Source organism: Rhizobium sp. BK377, assembly GCF_014193935.1.
Lineage (GTDB): Bacteria > Pseudomonadota > Alphaproteobacteria > Rhizobiales > Rhizobiaceae > Rhizobium.
Genome location: NZ_JACIAC010000005.1, coordinates 317,156 through 338,090 on the forward strand (window position 1 = coordinate 317,156; position 20,935 = coordinate 338,090).

General features: G+C 59.3%; 20 protein-coding genes, 1 tRNA gene and 1 pseudogene. 6 read left to right on the forward strand and 16 right to left on the reverse strand.

Annotated elements, in window-relative coordinates; genetic code table 11:
• Positions 1-311: 311 nt before the first annotated feature.
• The 8 genes from FHT92_RS21115 to FHT92_RS21150 form a co-directional block, all read right to left on the reverse strand.
• The gene (locus FHT92_RS21115) at positions 312-476 is read right to left on the reverse strand and encodes a hypothetical protein (protein ID WP_183749791.1); all 165 of its coding nucleotides are present in this window, start codon (positions 474-476) and stop codon (positions 312-314) included.
• A gap of 129 nt (positions 477-605) precedes the next feature.
• Complete coding sequence (locus FHT92_RS21120) at positions 606-794, reverse strand: hypothetical protein (protein WP_183828980.1); 189 nt, start codon at positions 792-794, stop codon at positions 606-608.
• Positions 795-957: 163 nt separating this feature from the next.
• Positions 958-1,707: an ABC transporter ATP-binding protein gene (locus FHT92_RS21125; protein WP_183749789.1), complete on the reverse strand. Its 750-nt coding sequence runs from the start codon at positions 1,705-1,707 to the stop codon at positions 958-960.
• Positions 1,704-2,537, reverse strand: coding sequence for an ABC transporter ATP-binding protein (locus tag FHT92_RS21130; protein WP_183828983.1), 834 nt, complete (start codon positions 2,535-2,537; stop codon positions 1,704-1,706). Before FHT92_RS21130 ends, FHT92_RS21125 begins: the two co-directional genes overlap by 4 nt.
• Positions 2,534-3,469 carry an ABC transporter permease gene (locus FHT92_RS21135; RefSeq protein WP_183749787.1) on the reverse strand — a complete coding sequence of 312 codons (936 nt, stop codon included), beginning with the start codon at positions 3,467-3,469 and terminating at the stop codon, positions 2,534-2,536. The genes FHT92_RS21130 and FHT92_RS21135 overlap by 4 nt, the downstream gene beginning before the upstream one ends.
• Positions 3,466-4,533 (reverse strand): ABC transporter permease, encoded by a 1,068-nt coding sequence (locus tag FHT92_RS21140; RefSeq protein ID WP_183749786.1) that lies wholly within the window; start codon positions 4,531-4,533, stop codon positions 3,466-3,468. The genes FHT92_RS21135 and FHT92_RS21140 overlap by 4 nt, the downstream gene beginning before the upstream one ends.
• A gap of 22 nt (positions 4,534-4,555) precedes the next feature.
• Positions 4,556-6,196 carry an ABC transporter substrate-binding protein gene (locus FHT92_RS21145; protein ID WP_183828987.1) on the reverse strand — a complete coding sequence of 547 codons (1,641 nt, stop codon included), beginning with the start codon at positions 6,194-6,196 and terminating at the stop codon, positions 4,556-4,558.
• Between the two features lie 44 nt (positions 6,197-6,240).
• Positions 6,241-7,299, reverse strand: a complete 1,059-nt coding sequence (locus tag FHT92_RS21150) for a dipeptidase (protein WP_183828990.1) — start codon at positions 7,297-7,299, stop codon at positions 6,241-6,243.
• 209 nt (positions 7,300-7,508) lie between these two features.
• Between FHT92_RS21150 and FHT92_RS21155 the strand changes: the two genes are divergently transcribed.
• A complete protein-coding gene (locus tag FHT92_RS21155; protein ID WP_183828993.1) occupies positions 7,509-8,060 on the forward strand; it encodes an NUDIX hydrolase in 552 nt (183 codons plus the stop codon).
• Positions 8,061-8,114: 54 nt separating this feature from the next.
• Here FHT92_RS21155 and FHT92_RS21160 read toward each other — a convergent pair whose 3' ends face one another.
• From FHT92_RS21160 to FHT92_RS21170, 3 genes are all read right to left on the reverse strand, one after another.
• Positions 8,115-9,140 carry an ABC transporter permease gene (locus tag FHT92_RS21160; protein ID WP_183828997.1) on the reverse strand — a complete coding sequence of 342 codons (1,026 nt, stop codon included), beginning with the start codon at positions 9,138-9,140 and terminating at the stop codon, positions 8,115-8,117.
• 33 nt (positions 9,141-9,173) lie between these two features.
• Positions 9,174-10,715: a sugar ABC transporter ATP-binding protein gene (locus tag FHT92_RS21165; protein ID WP_183749781.1), complete on the reverse strand. Its 1,542-nt coding sequence runs from the start codon at positions 10,713-10,715 to the stop codon at positions 9,174-9,176.
• A gap of 69 nt (positions 10,716-10,784) precedes the next feature.
• On the reverse strand, positions 10,785-11,714 hold the full coding sequence (locus FHT92_RS21170) for a sugar ABC transporter substrate-binding protein (RefSeq protein WP_183749780.1): 930 nt from the start codon (positions 11,712-11,714) through the stop codon (positions 10,785-10,787).
• A gap of 390 nt (positions 11,715-12,104) precedes the next feature.
• On the opposite strand from FHT92_RS21170, the gene FHT92_RS21175 reads away from it, so the two are divergent.
• Complete coding sequence (locus FHT92_RS21175; RefSeq protein ID WP_183749779.1) at positions 12,105-12,608, forward strand: DUF1993 family protein; 504 nt, start codon at positions 12,105-12,107, stop codon at positions 12,606-12,608.
• Between the two features lie 6 nt (positions 12,609-12,614).
• Here the strand turns inward: FHT92_RS21175 and FHT92_RS21180 are convergent, their stop codons facing one another.
• A complete protein-coding gene (locus tag FHT92_RS21180) occupies positions 12,615-14,159 on the reverse strand; it encodes an alkaline phosphatase family protein (RefSeq protein WP_183828999.1) in 1,545 nt (514 codons plus the stop codon).
• On the reverse strand, positions 14,137-15,120 hold the full coding sequence (gene galE / locus FHT92_RS21185) for a UDP-glucose 4-epimerase GalE (RefSeq protein WP_007824880.1): 984 nt from the start codon (positions 15,118-15,120) through the stop codon (positions 14,137-14,139). The genes FHT92_RS21180 and galE overlap by 23 nt, the downstream gene beginning before the upstream one ends.
• A gap of 357 nt (positions 15,121-15,477) precedes the next feature.
• Between galE and FHT92_RS21190 the strand changes: the two genes are divergently transcribed.
• On the forward strand, positions 15,478-16,122 hold the full coding sequence (locus FHT92_RS21190; protein WP_183829003.1) for a ThuA domain-containing protein: 645 nt from the start codon (positions 15,478-15,480) through the stop codon (positions 16,120-16,122).
• 189 nt (positions 16,123-16,311) lie between these two features.
• Here the strand turns inward: FHT92_RS21190 and FHT92_RS21195 are convergent, their stop codons facing one another.
• Both FHT92_RS21195 and FHT92_RS21200 read right to left on the reverse strand, forming a co-directional pair.
• On the reverse strand, positions 16,312-16,569 hold the full coding sequence (locus FHT92_RS21195; protein WP_183749776.1) for a DUF2934 domain-containing protein: 258 nt from the start codon (positions 16,567-16,569) through the stop codon (positions 16,312-16,314).
• 177 nt (positions 16,570-16,746) lie between these two features.
• Positions 16,747-18,274 (reverse strand): annotated as a pseudogene (locus FHT92_RS21200) (MFS transporter).
• A gap of 165 nt (positions 18,275-18,439) precedes the next feature.
• Here FHT92_RS21200 and FHT92_RS21205 point away from each other — a divergent pair.
• On the forward strand, positions 18,440-19,384 hold the full coding sequence (locus tag FHT92_RS21205; protein ID WP_183829210.1) for a LysR family transcriptional regulator: 945 nt from the start codon (positions 18,440-18,442) through the stop codon (positions 19,382-19,384).
• Between the two features lie 505 nt (positions 19,385-19,889).
• Here FHT92_RS21205 and FHT92_RS21210 read toward each other — a convergent pair.
• Positions 19,890-19,979: transfer RNA gene (locus tag FHT92_RS21210), tRNA-Ser, on the reverse strand.
• 304 nt (positions 19,980-20,283) lie between these two features.
• On the opposite strand from FHT92_RS21210, the gene rplU reads away from it, so the two are divergent.
• Complete coding sequence (gene rplU, locus FHT92_RS21215; RefSeq protein ID WP_183829006.1) at positions 20,284-20,601, forward strand: 50S ribosomal protein L21; 318 nt, start codon at positions 20,284-20,286, stop codon at positions 20,599-20,601.
• A 34-nt stretch (positions 20,602-20,635) separates the two neighbouring features.
• Entirely contained in the window at positions 20,636-20,905 is a 270-nt protein-coding gene (gene rpmA / locus FHT92_RS21220) for a 50S ribosomal protein L27 (RefSeq protein ID WP_007824841.1), read from the forward strand.
• Positions 20,906-20,935 lie beyond the last annotated feature (30 nt).

The following is a 20,935-nucleotide window of genomic DNA, read 5'->3' on the forward strand; positions in this document are numbered from 1 at the left end:
AAAGGACGATCCTGCAATTCCAGCCGCCGGCATGAAAAAAGGCGCATGGCAACGTCCATGCGCCTTACGGCGTCCTGACGCGATCAGCGCCTTACGCCTACTTTCGGATATGGACTAAACCGCATAGAACAGGAAAGAAAAAGGGTGATGGGCATCGGACTATCGAGCAACCATCGTGGAATGCCCTTCATGACCACTCTCCTGTGAGCACCAAAGTGTCAGGAGAATGCTGACGCACCCCAATTGTTCCAGATGGAAAATTACTCGATCAAATGAGCGCCATCAAATGGGCGCTCAAGGACGCGCCGGCGTCAGCCGACGACGCCACAAACCATAGCGACGACAAAAAGGAAAGCCGCCGTGAAAAGGGCTGCATGGATCGCGGTCTGGATTCTATGCCGCGTGGTGACCGGCTTCTTTGCCGGTACGGATCCGTACTGGTTCACATGAGTATGCGAGATACCCAGATTTGCCATGTGTCGCCTCCGTCTGTTTGTTTTGCGGCCGAATTGCCGGCTCGGTTTATATTCTTATACTCTATAATGTAGGTAGAGATAATTTTCCGTCCAGAGCGGACGAAAGAGAAAATCCGCCCGGGTCCGATTTCAGCAGAGCGCGCGCCATGCCCAGAGCCAGGAACGTTCGGCAGAGCTGTCGCTCTGAGGTGCGTTCGGGGATGTTTCGATCAACCGGCGATCCTTTTCCGCCGGGATAGTCGCGGAGGCGATTTCCCTCCGCTCGGCCTTAACAGGCGGATCGAGGTAACCCATGGTCATCCCACCGAGAAAGAACATGCCTCAACCTCCATCGATCACGAAAGCTAACGGTCGTTAACGAGATCATGACAGAACTAAGGCAGCTGTCAATAGTCTAGTCGAATGGTCGTGTTTTAGGGAAACATTATCCTTAACGCCCGCGGGCATGCCAGATTTTTCAAAGGCTTGAAACCATTGGCTTTCAAGCCTTCACGAAACCCTTGCTCGCGATCATCAAATTTCGCGTATACTCCTCGTGAACGCTGCCGGCAGCGAGTTCGGCCGATGTCAGCCGTTCAACGACGGCGCCGCCGCGCATCACCGCAAGCCTCTCGCACATATGGGTGACGACACCGAGATCGTGACTGACCATGACGAAGGTCAATTTCCGATCACGCCGGATCTGCTCCAGAAGATTGAGAACCTCGGCCTGTACGGAGGCATCCAACGCCGATGTCGGCTCATCGAGCAGCAGGATGGACGGTTCGACGATCAGTGCGCGGGCGATTGCCACACGCTGCCGCTGACCTCCGGAAAGCTGATGCGGGTAGCGGAACCGAAAACCATTGCCGAGCCCAACCTCGTCGAGCGCCCGGGCAATACGCTTTTCGCCATCGCCGATACCGTGGATGGCAAGCGGCTCCAGAAGCAACCGGTCGACAGTCTGGCGGGGGTGCAGCGAGCCATAGGGATCCTGGAAGACCATCTGGACGCTTCGATAGAAGCTTCTGCTGCGCTTCCAGCCTTTAAGCTCCTCGCCGTGAATGTGGATCGCTCCCTCACTGACAGGAGCGAGCCCGGCAACGGCGCGTAGCAACGTGGACTTGCCCGAGCCGGATTCACCAACGAGGCCGAAGGATTCGCCACTTTCAATGGAAATGCTCACGTCTTTCAGCGCATGGAAATGATCATAGACGACACCGAGATGGTCCGCGGACAGCGCCGTACTCATAAAGCCCACTCCGGCTTGCGGTCGAGAACCGGCAGCGGATGCCTGTCTTCACCGATCTGCGGCATGCAGTTCAGCAGGCCTTGCGTATAGGGATGCTTCGCGTTGCGAAGCTCGGATGCGGCAACCTCTTCGACGATACGGCCGGCATACATGACGATGACACGGTCGCAGAAAGAGGAAACGAGCCTTAGATCGTGGGAGACGAAAATCAGCCCCATGCCACGCTCGGACACCAGCCGGTCCATGATCCTCAAAACATCGAGCTGGACCGTTACGTCGAGGGCCGAGGTAGGCTCGTCGGCGATCAAGAGTTCCGGTCCGGCGATCAGCATCATGGCGATCATCGCGCGCTGGCCCATGCCACCCGAAACCTCGTGAGGATAGAGACCGAAGACACGGTTGGGATCGCGGATCTGCACCGCTTCCAGCATATCGAGCGCACGGTCTCGCGCCTCGCCTTTGCCGACCTTCTCATGCGTGCGCAATGTTTCGCAGATCTGCTTGCCGATGGTCATGACCGGATCGAGCGAATATTTCGGATCCTGCAGGATCATGGCGATGCGTTTGCCGCGCAGCTTGCGCCGCTCGGCGGCCGAAGCCTTGAGGAGATCGAGGCCGCTGAAATCCAGCGTGTCGGCGGTGACGAGGCCGTGCTTCGGCGTCAGCCCCATGATCGCACGGCCGGTCTGCGATTTGCCGGAGCCGGATTCGCCGACGATGCCGAGTCGCTCCTTGCCGAGCGTGAAGGACACGCCACGCACGGCCTCAATGACACCCGTGCGGGTTGGATAGCTGACACGCAGGTTTTTCACGGTCAGAAGCGAACTCATTGACCGGCCTCCTTCGGATCGAGCGCATCGCGCAAGCCATCCCCCAGAAGGTTGAAGCCGAGGCTGACGACGAGGATGGCGATACCGGGCATGGCTGCAACCCACCACTGATCGAGGATGAAACGGCGGCCGGAAGCGATCATCGCACCCCATTCCGGCAGCGGCGGCTGTGCGCCAAGACCGAGGAAGCCGAGGCCGGCGGCCGTCAGGATGATGCCCGCCATGTCGAGCGTCACGCGCACGATCAGCGAGGAAATACAGAGCGGCATGACATGCCTGATAATGATGCGCAGCGGCGAGGCGCCCATCAGCTTGACCGCCGAGATATAATCGGACCGCCGGACCGTCAGTGTCTCCGCGCGGGCAATGCGCGCATAAGGCGGCCAGGAGGTGATGGCGATGGCGATGATGGCGTTCTGGATGCCAGGCCCGAGGGCTGCGACGAAGGCAAGTGCCAGCACGAGCTTCGGGAAGGCAAGGAAGATATCGGTGATGCGCATCAGCGTCGCATCCACCCATCCGCCGGCATAACCCGATACCGTGCCGACGATGAGTCCAACAGGCGCGGAGATAACGGCGACAAGGACCACGACGAGCAGCGTCAGCCGCGAGCCGTAGATGAGACGCGAGAAGATATCGCGGCCCTGATCATCGGTGCCAAGCAGATAGCCGGCGCTGCCGGGCGGCAGCAGGCGAGCATTCTTGAGATCGCCGACAACGGGATTGTGGGTGGCGATCAGATTGGCAAAGGCAGCAATCAGCAACAGCGCCACGATGATCAGCAGACCGATGACGGCGAGCCGGTTGGCGGTGAACTGCCGCCAGGTAACGTAGGCGCGGCCAAGTCGAGCCTGCATGCGCGACTGCGGCCGGTCGGACAGCAACCAGTCACGGCGGCTCACGGGCGTGGAAGGCGTGGTCGGAACCGTCATCGGTCGCGCGTCCTCGGGTCGAGTATCCGATAGAGGAGATCGGAAATAAGGTTGATGCCGACGAACACCGTGCCAATGACGATCGTGCCGCCAAGCACGGCGTTCATGTCGGCGTTTTGCAGCGAGTTGGTGATATAGAGGCCGATGCCGGGCCAGGAGAAGACCGTCTCCGTCAGCACCGAGCCTTCAAGCAGACCTGCATAGGAAAGCGCTATGACGGTCACGAGCGGCACCGCAGCATTTCTCAGCGCATGACCCCAGATCACCCGCGTTTCCGATAAGCCCTTGGCGCGGGCTGCCACCACATATTCCTGCGACAGCTCGTTCAGCATGAAGCTGCGGGTCATGCGGCTGATATAGGCGAGCGAGAAATAACCGAGCAGCGAGGCCGGCAGGATGATGTGGCGGAAGACGTCATAAAAAACATCCCACTGCCCCTGCCAGGCACTATCGAGGAGATAGAAGCCGGTGACCGGTGTGAAGCTGTATTCGTAGACGATATCGATGCGGCCGGGGAAAGCCACCCAACGCAGCTGCGCATAGAAGATGACGAGCGAGATCAACGCCAGCCAGAAGATCGGCACCGAATAGCCGACAAGGCCGATGACGCGCACGACCTGGTCGGCAATGCTGCCGCGGCGCACGGCAGCCAGTACACCGAGCGGCACGCCAATGACAGAGCCGATGATCGTGCCGACGGTCGCAAGTTCCAGTGTGGCCGGGAAGACGCGGCGAATATCGACCATGACAGGATTGGTGGTCAGCACCGAATTGCCGAAATCACCGGAAAGTATGCCCTTGAGATAGATGTAGAACTGCTCGTAGAGCGGCAGGTCAAAGCCCATCTCGCGGCGCACGCGCTCTACGACATGGGTCGGCGCGCGGTCGCCAAGAATGGCGAGCACGGGATCGATCGGCACGACGCGGCCGATGAAGAAGGTGACAGCCAGAAGGCCGAGATAGGTGGTGACGGCGGCGAAGAGGAAACGCCCCAGCGCCTTCGCAAAGGAGAGTGCACGGCCCTTGCGGGGCCGCGCCTCCTGTCTCGTTTCGACGATACTCACTGGATCAGCCTAGCCGGCCCCATCACTTCGAGATCGGGCCTACATAGTTGGTGTCGAAGCTGGGACCCAGCTTGAAGTCTTTGAGGCTCTTGCGATAGCCAGCCACTTCGATTTGCTGGAAGATGATGACGAAGGGGCTGTTGGCCAGGAACTTCTTCTGAATGTCCTCATACATGGCCGCACGCTTGGCGGCGTCACGCTCGAGCAGGGCAGCCTTCGTCTCCTTGTCAAGCTCGGGCGCTTCCCACGTATTGCGCCATGCAAGCGTCTTCACCGTGCCCGCATCGGAATTGTCGGGGTTGGAGGTGAAAGTATCAGCATTGGAGTTCGGATCGAAATAGTCCGATCCCCACTGGCCGATATACATGTCGTGCGTGCGGGCGCGGTACTTGGTCAGCGTCTGCTTACCGTCACCGGGGATGATCTCCATCTTCACCCCGGCCTGGGCAAGCGTCTGCTGCATGGATTCGGCAATGCCGGTGACCGGCTGCGTGTTGCGAACATCCATGGTGACCGAGAAACCGTCCGGCACGCCTGCCTTGGCGAGCAGTTCCTTCGCCTTGGCAACGTCGAGCTTGTAGGGGTTCTCGTTCAGCGCTCCGAGCTGGCCAGTCGGCAGGAAGGTCTGGTGGATCTCACCGATGCCCTTGATGAGGGTCGCGCCAATCGCGTCATAGTCGACGAGATACTTGAAGGCTTCCTGGACCTCAGGCTTCTTCAGGTTCTCGTTCTTGCTGTTGAGGCTGACGTAATAGACGGTGCTTTTCGGCGCGTTGGTGGTCGCCAGATCCGCATTCTTGGAAACGGCGTCGAGATCATTGGGCTCGAGGTTGCGGGCGATATCGATATCACCAGCCTCGAGCGCCAGGCGCTGAGCCGAGCTTTCCTTCATGTAGCGATAAATGACGCGGTTGAGCTTCGCCTTCTCGCCGTAATAATTGTCGTTGCGCTCCATGACGACAACTTCGTTGGCGCGCCATTCACGCAGTTTGTAAGCGCCGGAACCGGCATAATTCGTCTTCAGCCAGTCATTGCCGAAATCGTTGTCGTACTTGTGGTCGGCATCGACGGTGACCGGTTTCACATGGTCCACCACCAGCTTCTTGTCGACGACCGAAGCAACCGTTGCCGTCAGGCAGTTCAGCACGAAGCTCGGCGCATAGGCCTTGTCGACAGTGAAGGTGAAGGTGGTCGGGTCGACAGCCTTGGCCTTCTCGGTGACGTTGTCGCCGGTCAAGCCGAATTGGGTGAGAATGAAGGCCGGGCTCTTGTCGAGCTTCACGGCGCGCTCGAAGGACCAGGCAACGTCTTCGGCGGTGATCGGATTGCCGGACGCAAACTTCAGATCCGGCTTCAGTTTGAAGGTGTAGGTCAGACCGTCATCGGAAACCGTCCAGCTGTCGGCGAGGTCACCCTTGATCTTCGAAGTGTCGTTCATGTCGAGACGAACGAGCAGGCTGTAGGTATTGCTGGTGACCTCAGCCGTCGAAAGCTCGAAAGCTTCGCCCGGATCCATCGTGATGATGTCGTCGATGGCAAAACCTTCGACGAGCGTGTCCTTCGGCGTCTCTGCGAAGGCAGCGGGCGCTGCTGCCATCAGGAGCGAAAGCGCAGCCCCTGCGGAAAGAAGGCGGAAGCTGCGGTTGAGTTTGGTAATCATCATGGCTTGTTCCCCTGTTTTGATTGATTACTAAGTATTATTTGGTCTCAGGCGTCCTCTTCCCTCCACGCCGAAGCCAGAATGCGAAGCCAGTTTTCGCTGGCCATTTTGGTCAAGTCCTCCGCACCATAGCCAGCTTGCCGGAGAGCGGCAATCAGCCTCTGGTTGCCCGAGGCATCACCGATTTCTTCCGGAATGGTAGCACCGTCAAAGTCCGAACCGAGCGCCACGCAATCGATTCCGACCCGGTTCACGAGGTAATCGATATGGCGGATCATGTCGGAAAGCGGCGTATCGGCATCGGAGCGGCCGTCAGGACGAAGCATCGCCGTCGCATAGTTCACGCCGACGAGGCCGCGCCGCTCACGGATCGCATCGAGCTGCCTGTCGGTGAGGTTGCGGGCGACCGGCGTCAGCGCATGGACGTTGGAATGGCTGGCGACGAGCGGCTGGTCACTCGTCTGCGCCACATCCCAGAAACCCTTCTCGGTGATGTGGGCGAGATCGATCAGGATGCCGAGGCGGTTGCACTCGCGCACCAGCGCAAAGCCGGCTTCCGTCAAACCCGGCGCCGTATCCGGTGAGCTCGGGAAGGCAAAGGGCACGCCGTGCCCAAAGATATTGTGCCGGCTCCATACCGGGCCGAGCGAACGCAGCCCGGCGGCATAAAAAACATCCAGAGCAGCGAGATCGGCGCCGATCGCCTCGCAGCCCTCCATATGCATGACAGCGGCAAAAACGCCCGACGCCATCGCCTTGCGGATATCCTGAACCGAGCGGCAAAGTCGCCAGGCACCGGCACGGTCGAGTCTGAGCGCGATCGCCGCCATCTCTGTGGCTATGGCAAGCGAGGGCAGGGGATCAAGCGGAGCGGCAAGCGGCGTCGCATAATGGCCATTCGCATCGGGATCGGCAAAAACCAGATCGCCCGAGGGAATGTAGATGGCACAAAGGCCGCCCGCCAGACCGCCGGCCTTTGAACGCGGAGCATCTATATGACCTGCCGTCGTGCCATCAGCAAATTCCGCGACCGGATCACTTCCGTCTTTCGCATGAGACCAGAGTCGAAGGAGAACGTCGTTATGACCGTCGAATACGAGTTGCATCTGCTTTCCTGCACTGCCCGAACGGGCGGATCGAAGCGGCAAGAATAGAAAAGCTGACGGAAAGCGCCACCTCTTTTTTTACAAAGGCGCGCTGTGGAAGCCATGCAATTTTGCGATGCAGAAGCAGAGCGACACAAGTACCGTCAATGGCGCAGCCCGCAGGCCCAATCGCCGTGGAATTCCTTTTGCCGGTGACCTGAAAGAACCCCATGAGCAAGGAAATTTTCCAAACGCTTATCCGACAATACCCGCGTGCCAGGCTGTCGACGGCCGATCAGCCCTTGCCGGAAGCTGATTTTGAGGCACAGAAACACAAGCACTTTTCCCGTCGGGCGTTGGGCGGAGCGATCGGCATCATTCATAATGCCAGAGGTCAAATCGTCCTGGCGAAGAGAAGCGGTATGCATGCAGGCTGGTCTCTGCCGGGTGGAACGGTCGAAGAAGGCGAGGATTTCTCCGCCGCATTTCGCCGGGAGATAATGGAAGAGATCGGCGTGTCTTTGGATCTGGTGGATCTGATCGAAGTCGAACGAAAAAGGTTTATCTCACCACAAGGCGAAACCTTCGATTTTCTGCTCACCGTCTTCACAGCACGGATGCGTGAGGAAGAGTTGCCGGGACCAACGGATGACGCTATCGCGAAGGGACTTGAAATCGCCCTCTTCTATCCCGCCGCTATTCCTTCCGAGATGATTTTGGGTGATCGCCAGAAACTCACGCACCATCTGAAGACATCGGGGGCCCTTGATCCTTCGTCGTGATCGCAGCCATTCCCCATGAAACGATGAAGGGGGCTCGAAGCCCCCTTTTCCGGTTCAGTGCTTGGTCCGTTTCTTCTGTCTGTAGACGTCGATAACGACGGCCGCAACGATGATGACACCCTTGACGATTTCCTGATAGTAGGCGTCGATCCTGAGAAAAGTGAAGCCTGACGTCATGACACCGAGGATGACGGTGCCGATGACGGTGCCGGTGATGCGCCCGACGCCGCCGGTCAGCGATGTGCCGCCGATCACGGTCGCAGCGATCGCGTCGAGTTCATATCCGACACCCATGCTCGCCTGCGCGGTTTCGGCGCGCGCTGCCGTGACGATACCGGCAAGACCGGCCAGCAGTCCCGCAATCACATAGACCTTGACGAGATGCGCCTCGATATTGATGCCGGAAACGCGTGCAGCCTGCGGATTGGCGCCGATCGCATAGGTGAACTTTCCGTAGCGCGTGTAACGCAACGCAATGTGGAAGATAAGCGCGACGACGAGGAAGACGACGACTGGCCATGCCTTGGTTCCGATGAAATGGAACTGTTCGGTGATCCCTGAAACCGGCTGCCCCTTCGTATACCACTTCGCGACGCCTCTGGCCGACACGAACATGCCGAGCGTCGCGATGAACGGCGGGATCTTCGTATAAGCGATGAGCGAGCCGTTTATGAGGCCGGCGACCGCCCCGATCAGCAGGCCGATCACGATCGGCACAAGAGCAGGCAGATCGGTCAGCGAAGGAAAAACAGCCCGCCCCCAGGTGGAGGACTGCGCGAAGCTCGTCGCGATCATCGCCGTCATGCCAACGACCGAGCCCGACGAAAGATCGATGCCACCCGTGATGATGACTTGGGTGACGCCGACGGCAATGATGCCGATCACAGAGACCTGCAGGATCATGATCGTCAGGCGCTGCGAATTCAGGAGGAAGCTCTGGCCGATGAACAGCCAGCCCAGCACTTCATAGACCAGCGCGATGCCAACAAGCACGAGGAAAATGCTGAGCTCCGGCGGCATGCGCCGCCGTCTCGGCCGAGTTGCGAGCGGAGCCGGACTCTCTGCTGCCGTGGTATTCATGTCAAACCTCCCTTGGGTGATCACAGGCGCGCATCACTGCGCAGCCAGCTCCATCACCTTGATCTGCGTTGCTTCATCGCGATTGAGGAAACCGGTCACGCGTCCTTCATGCATGACCATGATGCGGTCGCTCATTCCGAGGACTTCTGGCATCTCCGACGAGATCATGATGATCGCCACGCCGTTGCGCGCCATTTCCGTGACCAGCCGGTGAATTTCCGCCTTGGCGCCGACATCGATGCCGCGCGTCGGCTCATCGAGGATCAGAATCTTTGGGTGAGTAAGCAGCCAGCGCCCGATCAGCACCTTCTGCTGATTGCCACCGGAAAGATTTTCGACGCGCTCGTAAAGATTGGGCGTTTTCACCCGCAGCCTTTTTGCCATGTCTTCACAGGTCGCTTCGACTGCGCCCTGCTGCACGAAGCCAGCCTTGACAAACCTATCCTGCAGGACGGCGATCTGCATGTTCTCCAGAATATCGAGGATCAGCAGGCACCCCGTATCTTTCCGGTCCTCGGTCAGGAACGCCATCCGGTGGCGGATAGCCTCGGTCGGTGAGGAAATCGTCACCGGCTTGCCAAACAGCTCGATCGAGCCGGAGCTTGCCGGCGTCACCCCAAAAAGCGTTTCAGCCACATTCGACCGTCCGGAGCCGACGAGGCCCGCCACGCCGAGAATCTCGCCGGCTCTCACCTCGAAGGAAACGTTCTGGAAAACTCTGTTGAGACAGAGATCCCTGACGGAGAGGACGACCTCGCCGATCGGCACCTCTTCCTTGGGGAACATCTGGGTGATCTCGCGCCCGACCATCATGCGGATGATGTCGTCACGGGTGACCTGCGTCGACGCATGCGTGCCGATATAGCGACCGTCGCGGAAGACGGAAAACTCATCGGCGATCTCGAAAAGCTCGTTCATCTTGTGAGTGATGTAGACGATGCCGATGCCCTGGGCTCTCAGATCGCGGATAATACGGAAAAGATGCTCGACTTCGCGCTCCGTCAGCGCCGAGGTCGGCTCGTCCATGATGAGCACGTCGGAATTATAGGAAACCGCCTTGGCAATCTCGACCATCTGCCGGTTTGCGACCGAGAGGTAGCGGACCTCGATATCGGGGTCGATTGCGATGTTGAGCCGCGCAAACAGCTCCTCGGTCATGCGATGCATCACGCCGTGATCGACGAAACCGAAACGGTTCTTCGGCTCGCGGCGAATCCAGATATTTTCGGCGACCGTCATGAACGGCATCAGGTTCAGTTCCTGATGGATCATGGCGATGCCGTTTTCCAGCGCATCGAGCGGCGATTTCAACCGGATTTCGACCCCCTTCAGCCGGATATCGCCCTTGTCGGGCGTATAGATGCCGGCGAGGATCTTCATCAGCGTCGATTTGCCGGCGCCGTTTTCGCCCATCAGAGCATGCACGGAAGCGCGCTTCAGCCGGAACTGCACGTCGTCGAGCGCGACCACCCCGGGAAATTCCTTGCGCACGCCTTCTGCGCTCAAAAGATATTCCGCATTCGGAACTGCGCCACTTGCGCGCACGGCGGCCATGGTTGACGGGCTGACGGCCATATCATCTCCTCCGGATACGGACAGGCTGAAAGGATGCGGGCAGAGCCCGCATCCTGCTTGGCGTTTGCCTCAGTTCTTGGAGACAAAGTCCTTGACGTTGGCAGGCGTGACGAGCTGGAAGGGAATGTAGACCTTCTTCTCGACCTTTTCGCCCTTGGCAATCTTGAGTGCCGTATCGAGCGCGCCCTTACCCTGGCCGGCGGCATCCTGGAACACGGTGACGTCAAGGTCGCCGGCCTGCATTGCGGCAAGCGCGTCCTGCGTGGCGTCGACACCGCCGATAACGACCTTCTTCATATCCTTGCCGGCCGCTTTCAGCGCCTGGATGGCGCCGATCGCCATTTCGTCGTTGTTGGAGATCACGGCGTCGAACTCGATGCCGCTGGAGAGCCAGTTGGTCATCAGGTCGGCGCCCTGGGTGCGATCCCAGTTTGCCGTCTGCTCTTCCACGATCTCCAGTCCCTTGCATTCATCGGTCTTGACGACGTCGTGAACGTCCTGGGTGCGCATCCGCGCAGCCTGGTTGGAGAGTTCGCCCATGATGACGACGGCTTTGCCCTTGCCGCCGAGAATACGGCAGATTTCCTTGGTTTCCAGCGTGCCGGATTCCTGCTCGTTGGAAGCGACGAAAGCCTGCTTGTCCGGCAGCGTATCGACGTTAACCGGCTGACGGTTGACGTAAACCAGCGGAATGCCTGCATCGGCAGCAAGCTTCGACATTGCCGTCGTCGCATCGGTATCGACGGGGTTGACGATGATCGCGTCGACCTTAGAGGCGATGAAATTCTGGATCTGGCTCTGCTGCTTGGAAACGTCATTCTGTGCGTCTTCAACCTGCAGTGTGACCCCCTTAAGGGTCTTTGCATAATCGGTCATGCCGTTGCGCAGGACGGTCAGGAAGTTGTCGTCGAACTTGGCCATCGAAACGCCGACGGTTTCCGCGTGTGCGGCCGTCGACAGGACGAGCGCCATCGCAGTGCCCAGGATGAATTTTTTCATTGCATTTTCCTCCACAAAACGGTGCCCGGCTGCACCCTCCTCACGCCGGAGTCCCAGACATCCATCTGCGGACCTCAATCCCGCACCGCCTCTCCCGCGACGGCTCCGTCAAAACGGAACAAACAAACCGTAAAATTTGCTCTGCGGAATATTCATTCCATTTTATCGAAACGGCGTCAAGCCTCTTTGCCGATTTCGGACACCATTGCAGCGCAGGGACTGGGTACCGCGGTGAATTCTGGATGATCGGCCCGTTGCACTCCAGCCACGATGGACGGCAAACCGTCACAAACGCTTATTGTGATCGTCCTAGAAATCCCCATCTAGTCGAAGTCCATAGCGGCCCGCGCACACGGGCTGTTTGCTTGAAGATTTTTGGAGACAGGACAGATGTCCATTTCGATGTATCGCCTGACCGTGCCGATGTTCCTGCGCGGCATTGCCAGCCTGAAAACCTACCTCGACAAGGCAGAAGCGCTTGCCGAAGAAAAGAAGATCGATCCCACCATTCTCGTGAACGCGCGTCTCGCCCCGGACATGCTGCCGCTTTCCGGCCAGTATCAGCGTGCCAGCGACACCGCTAAATTTGCGCTCTCCCGACTGACTGCAACCGACGCACCGAAATTCGAGGACAATGAAACCACGATCGCAGAGCTGCGCGAGCGCATGGCGAAGACGGAAGCCTATCTCGCCAGCTTCTCGCCGGAGGCTTTGGAAGGCAGCGACGTCAGGGATATAACCATACCCGGCCGCAACGGTTCGGTCGTGCCGGGCATCGAATATGTCGCCCTCTTCGCATTGCCGAACTTCTACTTCCACGTGACAACGGCACATGCCATCCTGCGCAACCAGGGTGCGCCCGTCGGCAAGCGGGATTTCCTTGGAAATTTCTGACGCTTATCAGGGTCGGTACGTTACCGGCCCTTTTTCCGTCAGTTCGGTGTAGGCAAGCGTCTGATCCAGATGTCGTGCCCTGAGCGACAGCAGCCGTTCTGCGTAGGTGAGCCGCACCGAAGCATAGGCCGGATCATCGGCAAGATTGCGCAGTTCCATCGGATCCTCGGAAAGATCGAAGAGCAGCGCCGGCAATGCCGTGAAATGCACGTATTTGAACCTGTTGTCGCGGATGACGGCAAGATTCAGCTCGTTCGACCGAAGGCCGAAATGCCGCTCCGCCTCGCCATGCGCGATATCCCGGAAATCGAATTCCCAGAAAGCCGCATCCCGCCAGCCGGGCGCCACGCCGCCATCGAGGAAAGGCACAAGCGAGTGCCCGTCGATGCCATTGGCAGGTCTGATGCCCAGCCGATCGCAGAGCGTCGGGAATACATCGGCAGCACTGGTGAAATTCTGGACGACACCCCCGGAAGAAGCCGCGCCAGGATCGCGGATGACGAGCGGAATATGATAGCTGCCGTCGAAATAGCCGCCCTTGCCGAGCGTCCAGTGATCGCCCGCCATCTCGGCGTGATCGGACGTGAACACGACGATCGTGTCGTCCCAGGTGCCTGCGTCTTTCAGCGCTTGCCAGATACGACCGAGCTGGTCATCCACCTCTGCGATCATACCGTAGTAGATCGACCTGATGGCATCGAAATCGGTAGCGGTCCAGTCGCTGAGCGGCCCTTCCGCCCCCTGGATGAAACTGCCCTTGCCGGCACGCGGCATGGCATAGGCGAGATAGGGATGGCCTTGCTGTTCCATCTCGCGGTCTGTCGCGCGTGCAAAGGCCGGACCTTCACCCGGCTTGAACATGCGGTTGAACGGTTCAGGTACAGAGAAGGGCGGATGCGGCCGCAGGAAGGAAATATGCGCGAACCATGGTGAATCCTGCTCGCCCATCCAGCGGATGAATTCCCCCGCCAGGAAAGCGGTCTGCGTCTCCTCGCGTGAATAGGCTGGCGCTGCATCCGAGATCTCCCCTGCTGCAGCGCCGACCGCAATGTGGACATCACGGCTGACGGCATCAGCACGACCGCGCGATCGCAACCAGGAAAGCCACTGTCTTTCATGCTCGGGCAGCAGCTGGCGAACCGTAAACCCCGGCAGCACGCCTTCATAGGTCGTCAGATGCGGATCATTGGCATCCATCTCGCGTGGATCGGGCGCCGTGTCCGTGTAGCCGAACAGCGTCGGATCGTAGCCCGCCCGCCTTGCCGCCAGCGCCAGATTGTCGAAGCGCCGGTCGAGCGGCGAGCCGTTCCGGCAGACCCGGTGGTTCATCTGGTAGAGGCCGGTATAGAGCGTGGCGCGCGCCGGCGAACAGGGAGCAGCACCGGCATAATGGCGCCGGAAGAGCGTGCCCTCCTTCGCCAGGGCATCGACATTGGGCGTCCTGACGCAGGCGTGCCCCACAGAAGAGAGACAATCGCCGCGCCATTGATCCGCAGTGATGACGAGAACGTTGGGCCGTGACCCGCGTTCAGTGATGGTTTGATCTCGCATGCCAGTTCCAGGCCGACTGGATGATCTGCGAGAGATCATACTGCGGCACCCAGCCGAGCACGTCGCGCGCCTTGTCGTTATTGGCGACCAGAGTGTGCGAATCGCCTTCACGGCGACCGATATACTCCACCGGGAAGGGCTTCCTGGAAACGTCCTCGATGGCGCCGAGCAACTCCTTCACCGTGGTGCCGGTGCCCGTGCCGAGATTGAGCGCAACGGATTCGCCGCCATCAAGCAGATATTGGACGGCGCGCACATGTGCATCCGCAAGATCGAGAACGTGGATATAGTCGCGCACGCAGGTGCCGTCGCGCGTCTCATAGTCGCTGCCGAAGACCTTGAAGCCCTGGCGACGGCCGAGTGCTGCATCGATCGCCAGCGGGATCGCATGCGTTTCCGGCTGGTGCCATTCGCCGATGCGGCCCTCGAAATCGGCACCGGCGGCATTGAAATAGCGCAGCACGACGGAGCGAAGGCTCTTGTACTGGTCGTAATCGGCAAGCGCCTGCTCGACGATATATTTGGTGCGGCCATAGGGATTGATCGGCACCTGGCGGTGCGTCTCATCGAGCGGCACGCTCTGCGGCAGACCATAGGTCGCGCAGGTGGACGAGAAGACGAAGGCATTGATGCCCGCCGCCTGCGCCGCCGACAGCAGCGTCAATGTACCAATGACATTGTTCTCATAAAAAGAGACTGGATCCTTGACCGATTCGCCGACCTCGATCAGCGCCGCAAAATGCAGGATCGCCGACGGCTTATGCTTTGCCAGCACCTCATCGAGCCGGGCGCGATCGCGGATATCACCCTCTTCCGCCGGTCCCCATCTGACGAATTCGCGATGGCCGTTGGAAAAATTGTCGAAGACGACGGGCTTGTAGCCCTTGTTCGCCAGATCGAGACACGTATGCGAGCCAATATACCCAGCGCCGCCGACGACGAGTACCGTTTCACCTGCCATACATCTCACCTTTTGCAAGCCACAGATGCGCGGACCTTAGACAAGTTACGCGTCAGTAAAAAGTTATCTCGGTTACATATTTGCAAAAATAAGAAGATTAGAGATGCCTTTTATACGGAATATGCTTTTCGAAAGAGCGATTGGCTTGCCGGCTACATCGAAAGCCGGCCATGTCTCTAGTGTGCCGGCAACGACTTTCGCATCGAAGACATTCGTTATATCGCTAGCGACGTCGGCAATGAACCCATCGTCTCAGCGCTTTCACGGTCGAAGAGATCGAGCGACCTCTGGCCGGCGAACCGTTGCGCTATAGTGTTACCGTCGAAAGCCTGCTTAATCAGGCCTAGAGGAGGAAATATGAAAAAGGCGATCATCGTCTGGGGCGGCTGGCAGGGCCACGAGCCGGAGCCCTGCGCCAATATCGTTGGTGAATTGTTGCGCGAGGACGGCTTTGCAGTCGAAATCACCAATGACCTCGGCATCTTCGGCTGGCGGCTTCTCGCAAATGCCGATCTTCTGGTGCCGGTCATTACCGGCGAGAAGCTGGAAAAGCCGCACGCAGATGCCCTGACCCAAGCCGTTCGCGGCGGCCTCGGCCTTGGCGGCCATCACGGCTGCCTTGCCACCTCCTTCAAGGAAAGCGCAGCCTTCCGCTACGTCTCCGGCGTTACCTGGGTTGCCCATCCCGGCAATATCATTGACTTCAAGGTTGCCGTAACGCGGCAGGACGATCCGCTGATGGAAGGCATTCCGGACTTCGACTATCGCTCGGAGCAGTATTATCTGCACTACGATCCCTCAGTCGAAATTCTCGCCACAACGACCTTCACCGGCCAGTACGATCCCGCCGCCCGCAATGTCACGATGCCCGTCGTGTTCAAGCGGCATTTCGGCGAGGGTCGCGTCTTCTATTCCGCACTCGGCCATGTCGCTGCCGAATTCAGCCACCCCTACATGCCCCTCATTCTCCGGCGCGGTCTCAGCTGGGCCGCTCGCCAGTAATCGGGGGCCAGGACCGGAACGAGCTGCGATGCTTGGCTGGCGGCTTCGACGAATATACAGAGCCGTGGACCGTTCACACCATGTTTGCGAACAAGCCGGCCTGACGACAAAAAGCCGCCGGCACGACGGCTGGCGGCTTTTACCATTCAGCATATAAAAGCGCCTCTGCGATGCAGGCCTCAGCCGAGCCTAGCGGCCCGCCGCCTTGCACCGGCTGCTTTGATCGTCCTTTGCCTCGGCCTCATCATAGACTCGCATCAGGCGCCCGGCTGCCTTCAGCTTTTCGATCAGATCGCTCCCATCGGCGGAAGCCTTGGTAGCCTCGAGCTGTTCGAATTCCCTGAGCGCCTGCGCCCAGTGGCTTTCGCCCCGACCATGCGGCCGGCCTTCCTCTTCCCAGATAGCATATGCCCGCTGGCTGACCCAATCATCCCGATTACGACTCATTGCAAAACCCCAGCCAGTAAAAACGCATACGCAATGCCAATGAGAATAAAAGTGCCAGCCCGGACTTTAGGAGTCGTTACTGCGGGATGTAATTTTGCAGGATAAATTGCTTCGGTAAGAGTAGTTTTTCAATATCTATAGTTAAAAGGGCGGAAACGTTCATCTGCCCTGATATGTTCAAACGGCGATAGACTCTTCAGCCGCCTCCCTGGCTTCGCCGGTACCTCGTCCCATGAAGGTGAAAATGACGATTGCCGTCAGGATCGTGATGCCGGTCAAAAACCATAGAAGTAGCCCGAAGGCGCTATTATAGGCATGGATGAGTTCCAGTTCTCCCATGCCCGAAAGAGCCCGGCCCGCACCATTGAGATCTCCCGTCACCAATCGCTGTGCCGCCACCGTCGCTTCATGGCTTGTTCCAAGATAGGACTGCGTCAGCGCGGACAGGACTGCACTCACGATGGCGAGCGCCACCCCTTCGCCTGCGACGCGGGTCGTGCTGAGGATCCCGGTTGCCATGCCGGCACGCTCCTTCGGCACGACACTGACGGCAAGCCCGTCCATGAGGCCCCAGGGCAGGCTGATGCCGATACCAATCGTCAGCAGCGGTGCAATAAGCGCCACATGATCCGAACCGACGGGAATGTGTGCGAGCCAGAAAAGACCGGCGGCCGAAATGACGAGACCGACGCTGCAGATCGTGGCTGCCGGCAACCACCGGGTCAGCAGCCCGGCCGCGACCGGCAGGATGAGAAGCGGACCGGAAAGCGCGATCATCATCTGTCCGGCGGCAACCGCGCTCAAACGCTCGACGCCGACGAAGCGCACCGGCAGCAGGATCAGCAGGACAACGAAAGCATAAGCGGGAGCAGCCGCCAGAAGCTGCACACCGACAAAGCGAGGATAGCGGAAAAGCGTCAGATCGAGCATCGGCCGCCTTACGAGGTGCTCGATGAAGCAGAAGACGGCCATCAGCAGCCGAGCCCAAAATGAGCCCAAGCGTGAGAGCATCGCTCCAGCCGCTTTCCGGCGCCCGCAGCACGCCATAGGTAAAGAGCGACAGGGCCAACGTGAAGCTGATCGCGCCTGGCCAGTCGAGCCCTCTTGCCTCGGGGTCGCGGGTTTCCGTCAGGAATATCGACCCGAAGACGAAGGCGATGATAGCGAGGCCGACCACGAGCGCGAAAATCGCCCGCCACCCGTAGGCCTCGATCATCATGCCCGACGCCATCGGCCCAAACGCCAGGCCGATACCGAAACTTGCTCCGACCAGGCTGAAGGCGCGCATGCGTTCCTTTCCGTCGAACTCCTGTGCCAGCGATGCCATCCCGCCGGAAAAGGCCGCGGCCGAGCCGAAGCCCTGAAGCGCGCGAAGGCTGTCGAACCAGACGATGTCAGGCGAAAAGGCAAGCCCGCCGGAAAACAGGATGAAGGCGGCAAGGCCGCACAGGAAGACGCGCTTGCGGCCATAGCTGTCTGCCAGCGCGCCGGCCGCCATCAATGTGCTGCCAAATGTCAGCATGAAGGCGTTGGTGACCCAGTTGTGAGCGATTGGGCTGCCGCCGAGTTCGGCACTGATCGCTGGCAGGGCCACGGCGGGACCTGTAAAGGTGAGAGGCATGGCCGCCGCTGCCGAGCAGACGGCGATCAAGACGAAGATTTTCTCCGCGATACTTGCAGGTTTGGATTTATGGGGAACGGTCATCGGATATCCGCTGGTTCGAATGTGGGACGCGCCTGAGAGGGGCGCGGGCGGCGCTGAAACGCCTGGACTTCAATTGCGCGAAGCAGCATAAATTGAGGGTAATGCTTCGATAACCTATGGTTTGTTCCGCATATAAAGGAAGAAACCGCTCGAATGGATCGACTTATGGACCAGCCTCTGGGTGGCCTCACGGCATTTGTCAGAACTGCGGATCTTGGAAGTTTCGTCGCCGCCGGCCGAGCTCTCGGCCTTTCCGCCTCCGCTGTCGGCAAGGCTGTGACCGCGCTTGAACAACAACTCGGCGTCCGCCTGTTCCAGCGCTCGACACGAAGCTTGCGGCTGACCGAAGAAGGCCGCCTGTTCCACGAGCGCTGCCGGCGCATCCTTGATGACCTGCAAGATGCCCAGGCCTCGCTCGCTCAGGCTGTCGCGACCCCTCGGGGGCGGCTGCGCGTCAGCGTGCCGCTGGTCAGCTACCATCTGATCCTGCCGATCCTGCCGGAATTCGTGAACCTCTACCCGGAGGTCGAACTGGATCTCGACTTCAACGACCGGATTGTCGATCTGATCGAAGAGGGCGTCGATGTTGCAATCCGCAGCGGGACCTTGCCAGATTCGAGACTGATGTCGCGCGCACTTCGCCCGTTTCAGCTCCTGCTATGCGCCGCGCCTGCCTATCTGGAAAAATACGGAACACCGGATTGTCCCCGCGATCTCCAAGGCCATCAGAGCGTCCGGTTCCGATTCCCCAATTCCGGAAAGCTGCAGCCCTGGCCGCTCAGCCTCACCGCGGACCATCCCGAAATCAGAACCCGTACCGTTCTGACCTGCAACAACATGGAAGCCCTTCGCGGCGCCACCATCAGCGGCATGGGTATCGGCTGCATGCCGGATTTCCTCGCCCGCGACCCGCTGGCCGACGGCAGGCTGCGCACCGTGCTGGACGCTCACATAGATGCCCCCGCCCAGTTCCACCTGCTCTGGCCCTCCAACCGCCACCTCTCACCCAAGGTCCGAGTGCTCGTCGATTTCCTGAGCGAGAAGCTGTTCTCCGATCGCTGTGAGAGCTACGCAAAAGATACGGCAGCGCTACCTTCTCCGAGACATTGAACGCCGGCATCACCATCATCATGATGCTCTCGCCGAACCGGATATGCATCGGGCCGGAAATTCCGAGTCCAAATGACAGGGCTTCGAATACCTCAGCGCATAGGATACATAAGATGCATAGGCTTTTTCATTGGTCGTGCGGGAAATGTCAGACGGTGACATGACAGGCATTGAATCTGACATTTCCTATAGAGCCGTTGAAATGGCCTATGCATCTCATGCATCCTATGCAGGCCCCGAAAACAAATGGGCCTTTCTCGCCGCTGACTTCTCCCGACGCCCCTCTTTCTCCTGACGTCCGTCTCGGACTCAACCTTCTCGCCGATAGTCTCTGTGATCAGCAACATGGGGAAAGGCGAAAGGCTGGATGACGTGGTGAAAGTCCACCTCTATCCGAAAAATCGGAATCGCTTCACGCTGTGGCCAGAATATAGTGAAAGACTGGCGACGGCCGATGCCTTGGGCTCGACGATCGGCAAAGGGCTGCAATCGGTTGCCGGCGGTATGGCGGAGAGGGTGGGATTTGAACCCACGATACCCTTGCAGGTATGCCGCATTTCGAGTGCGGTGCATTCGACCACTCTGCCACCTCTCCGCGGTCTTGGTCGGCGCTTGTTCGGCGCGGGCGTTCTCATAACGAGCAAATGACAGGCTGGCAAGCCGAAATCTCAAGCTTTTCCATCCTTTTGCCTTGACACCTTTCTGTCACTCGCGTATCCCGCATCCGCAATAGGAGTGGAGTAATCCGCCCCTTGCCCGCCTCGCGCTCGCGTGGGGTTTCACCGGCAGACCAGAGTTCCGGGCTAGTTCCCTGAAATCCCTGCTTAACTTCGACTGATAAAAAGACAGCCACCTGCGCTTTGCGGGGAGAGCTGGATCGAACATGAAAGGATAAAATAATGTTCGCAGTCATCAAGACCGGCGGTAAGCAGTACCGTGTGGCAGCCAATGACGTGCTGACCATCGAGAAGCTTGAAGCCTCCGCTGGCGACTCCATTGAATTCACCGAAGTCCTCGTGATCGGCGAAGGTGCCGACGCAGCGATCGGTGCGCCCTTCGTAACCGGCGCCTCCGTCAAGGCGGAAGTCGTCGACCAGACCCGCGGCAAGAAGGTCATCGCCTTCAAGAAGCGTCGTCGTCAGAATTCGAAGCGTTCGCGCGGCCATCGCCAGCATCACACGGTTGTCCGCATCACGGACATCGTGGCCGCCAAGTAAGATCAACGGGTTTCAGGTTTAAAGGAGAACTCCAATGGCACATAAAAAAGCTGGCGGTTCCTCGCGTAACGGTCGCGATTCCGATTCCAAGCGCCTCGGCGTGAAGAAGTTCGGCGGCGAGAACGTCGTAGCTGGCAACATCATCGTTCGCCAGCGCGGTACGCAGTGGCATCCGGGCGCCAATGTCGGCCTCGGCAAGGATCACACCATTTTTGCGCTTACGGCTGGCAATGTGGACTACCGAACGAAGGCCAATGGTCGCGTGTACGTGTCTGTAATGCCGAAAGCGGAAGCAGCGGAATAAGCCGGTAGCGCTCAAAAACAGCCGGCGTCT

Bases quoted from the DNA above. Each gene is read 5' to 3' on its own strand.
- FHT92_RS21115 (WP_183749791.1), bottom strand. From the start codon at position 476: ATGGCAAATCTGGGTATCTCGCATACTCATGTGAACCAGTACGGATCC.
- FHT92_RS21120 (WP_183828980.1), bottom strand. From the start codon at position 794: ATGTTCTTTCTCGGTGGGATGACCATGGGTTACCTCGATCCGCCTGTT.
- FHT92_RS21125 (WP_183749789.1), bottom strand. From the start codon at position 1,707: ATGAGTACGGCGCTGTCCGCGGACCATCTCGGTGTCGTCTATGATCAT.
- FHT92_RS21130 (WP_183828983.1), bottom strand. From the start codon at position 2,537: ATGAGTTCGCTTCTGACCGTGAAAAACCTGCGTGTCAGCTATCCAACC.
- FHT92_RS21135 (WP_183749787.1), bottom strand. From the start codon at position 3,469: ATGACGGTTCCGACCACGCCTTCCACGCCCGTGAGCCGCCGTGACTGG.
- FHT92_RS21145 (WP_183828987.1), bottom strand. From the start codon at position 6,196: ATGATGATTACCAAACTCAACCGCAGCTTCCGCCTTCTTTCCGCAGGG.
- FHT92_RS21150 (WP_183828990.1), bottom strand. From the start codon at position 7,299: ATGCAACTCGTATTCGACGGTCATAACGACGTTCTCCTTCGACTCTGG.
- FHT92_RS21155 (WP_183828993.1), top strand. From the start codon at position 7,509: ATGAGCAAGGAAATTTTCCAAACGCTTATCCGACAATACCCGCGTGCC.
- FHT92_RS21160 (WP_183828997.1), bottom strand. From the start codon at position 9,140: ATGAATACCACGGCAGCAGAGAGTCCGGCTCCGCTCGCAACTCGGCCG.
- FHT92_RS21165 (WP_183749781.1), bottom strand. From the start codon at position 10,715: ATGGCCGTCAGCCCGTCAACCATGGCCGCCGTGCGCGCAAGTGGCGCA.
- FHT92_RS21170 (WP_183749780.1), bottom strand. From the start codon at position 11,714: ATGAAAAAATTCATCCTGGGCACTGCGATGGCGCTCGTCCTGTCGACG.
- FHT92_RS21175 (WP_183749779.1), top strand. From the start codon at position 12,105: ATGTCCATTTCGATGTATCGCCTGACCGTGCCGATGTTCCTGCGCGGC.
- FHT92_RS21180 (WP_183828999.1), bottom strand. From the start codon at position 14,159: ATGCGAGATCAAACCATCACTGAACGCGGGTCACGGCCCAACGTTCTC.
- galE (WP_007824880.1), bottom strand. From the start codon at position 15,120: ATGGCAGGTGAAACGGTACTCGTCGTCGGCGGCGCTGGGTATATTGGC.
- FHT92_RS21190 (WP_183829003.1), top strand. From the start codon at position 15,478: ATGAAAAAGGCGATCATCGTCTGGGGCGGCTGGCAGGGCCACGAGCCG.
- FHT92_RS21195 (WP_183749776.1), bottom strand. From the start codon at position 16,569: ATGAGTCGTAATCGGGATGATTGGGTCAGCCAGCGGGCATATGCTATC.
- FHT92_RS21205 (WP_183829210.1), top strand. From the start codon at position 18,440: ATGGACCAGCCTCTGGGTGGCCTCACGGCATTTGTCAGAACTGCGGAT.
- rplU (WP_183829006.1), top strand. From the start codon at position 20,284: ATGTTCGCAGTCATCAAGACCGGCGGTAAGCAGTACCGTGTGGCAGCC.
- rpmA (WP_007824841.1), top strand. From the start codon at position 20,636: ATGGCACATAAAAAAGCTGGCGGTTCCTCGCGTAACGGTCGCGATTCC.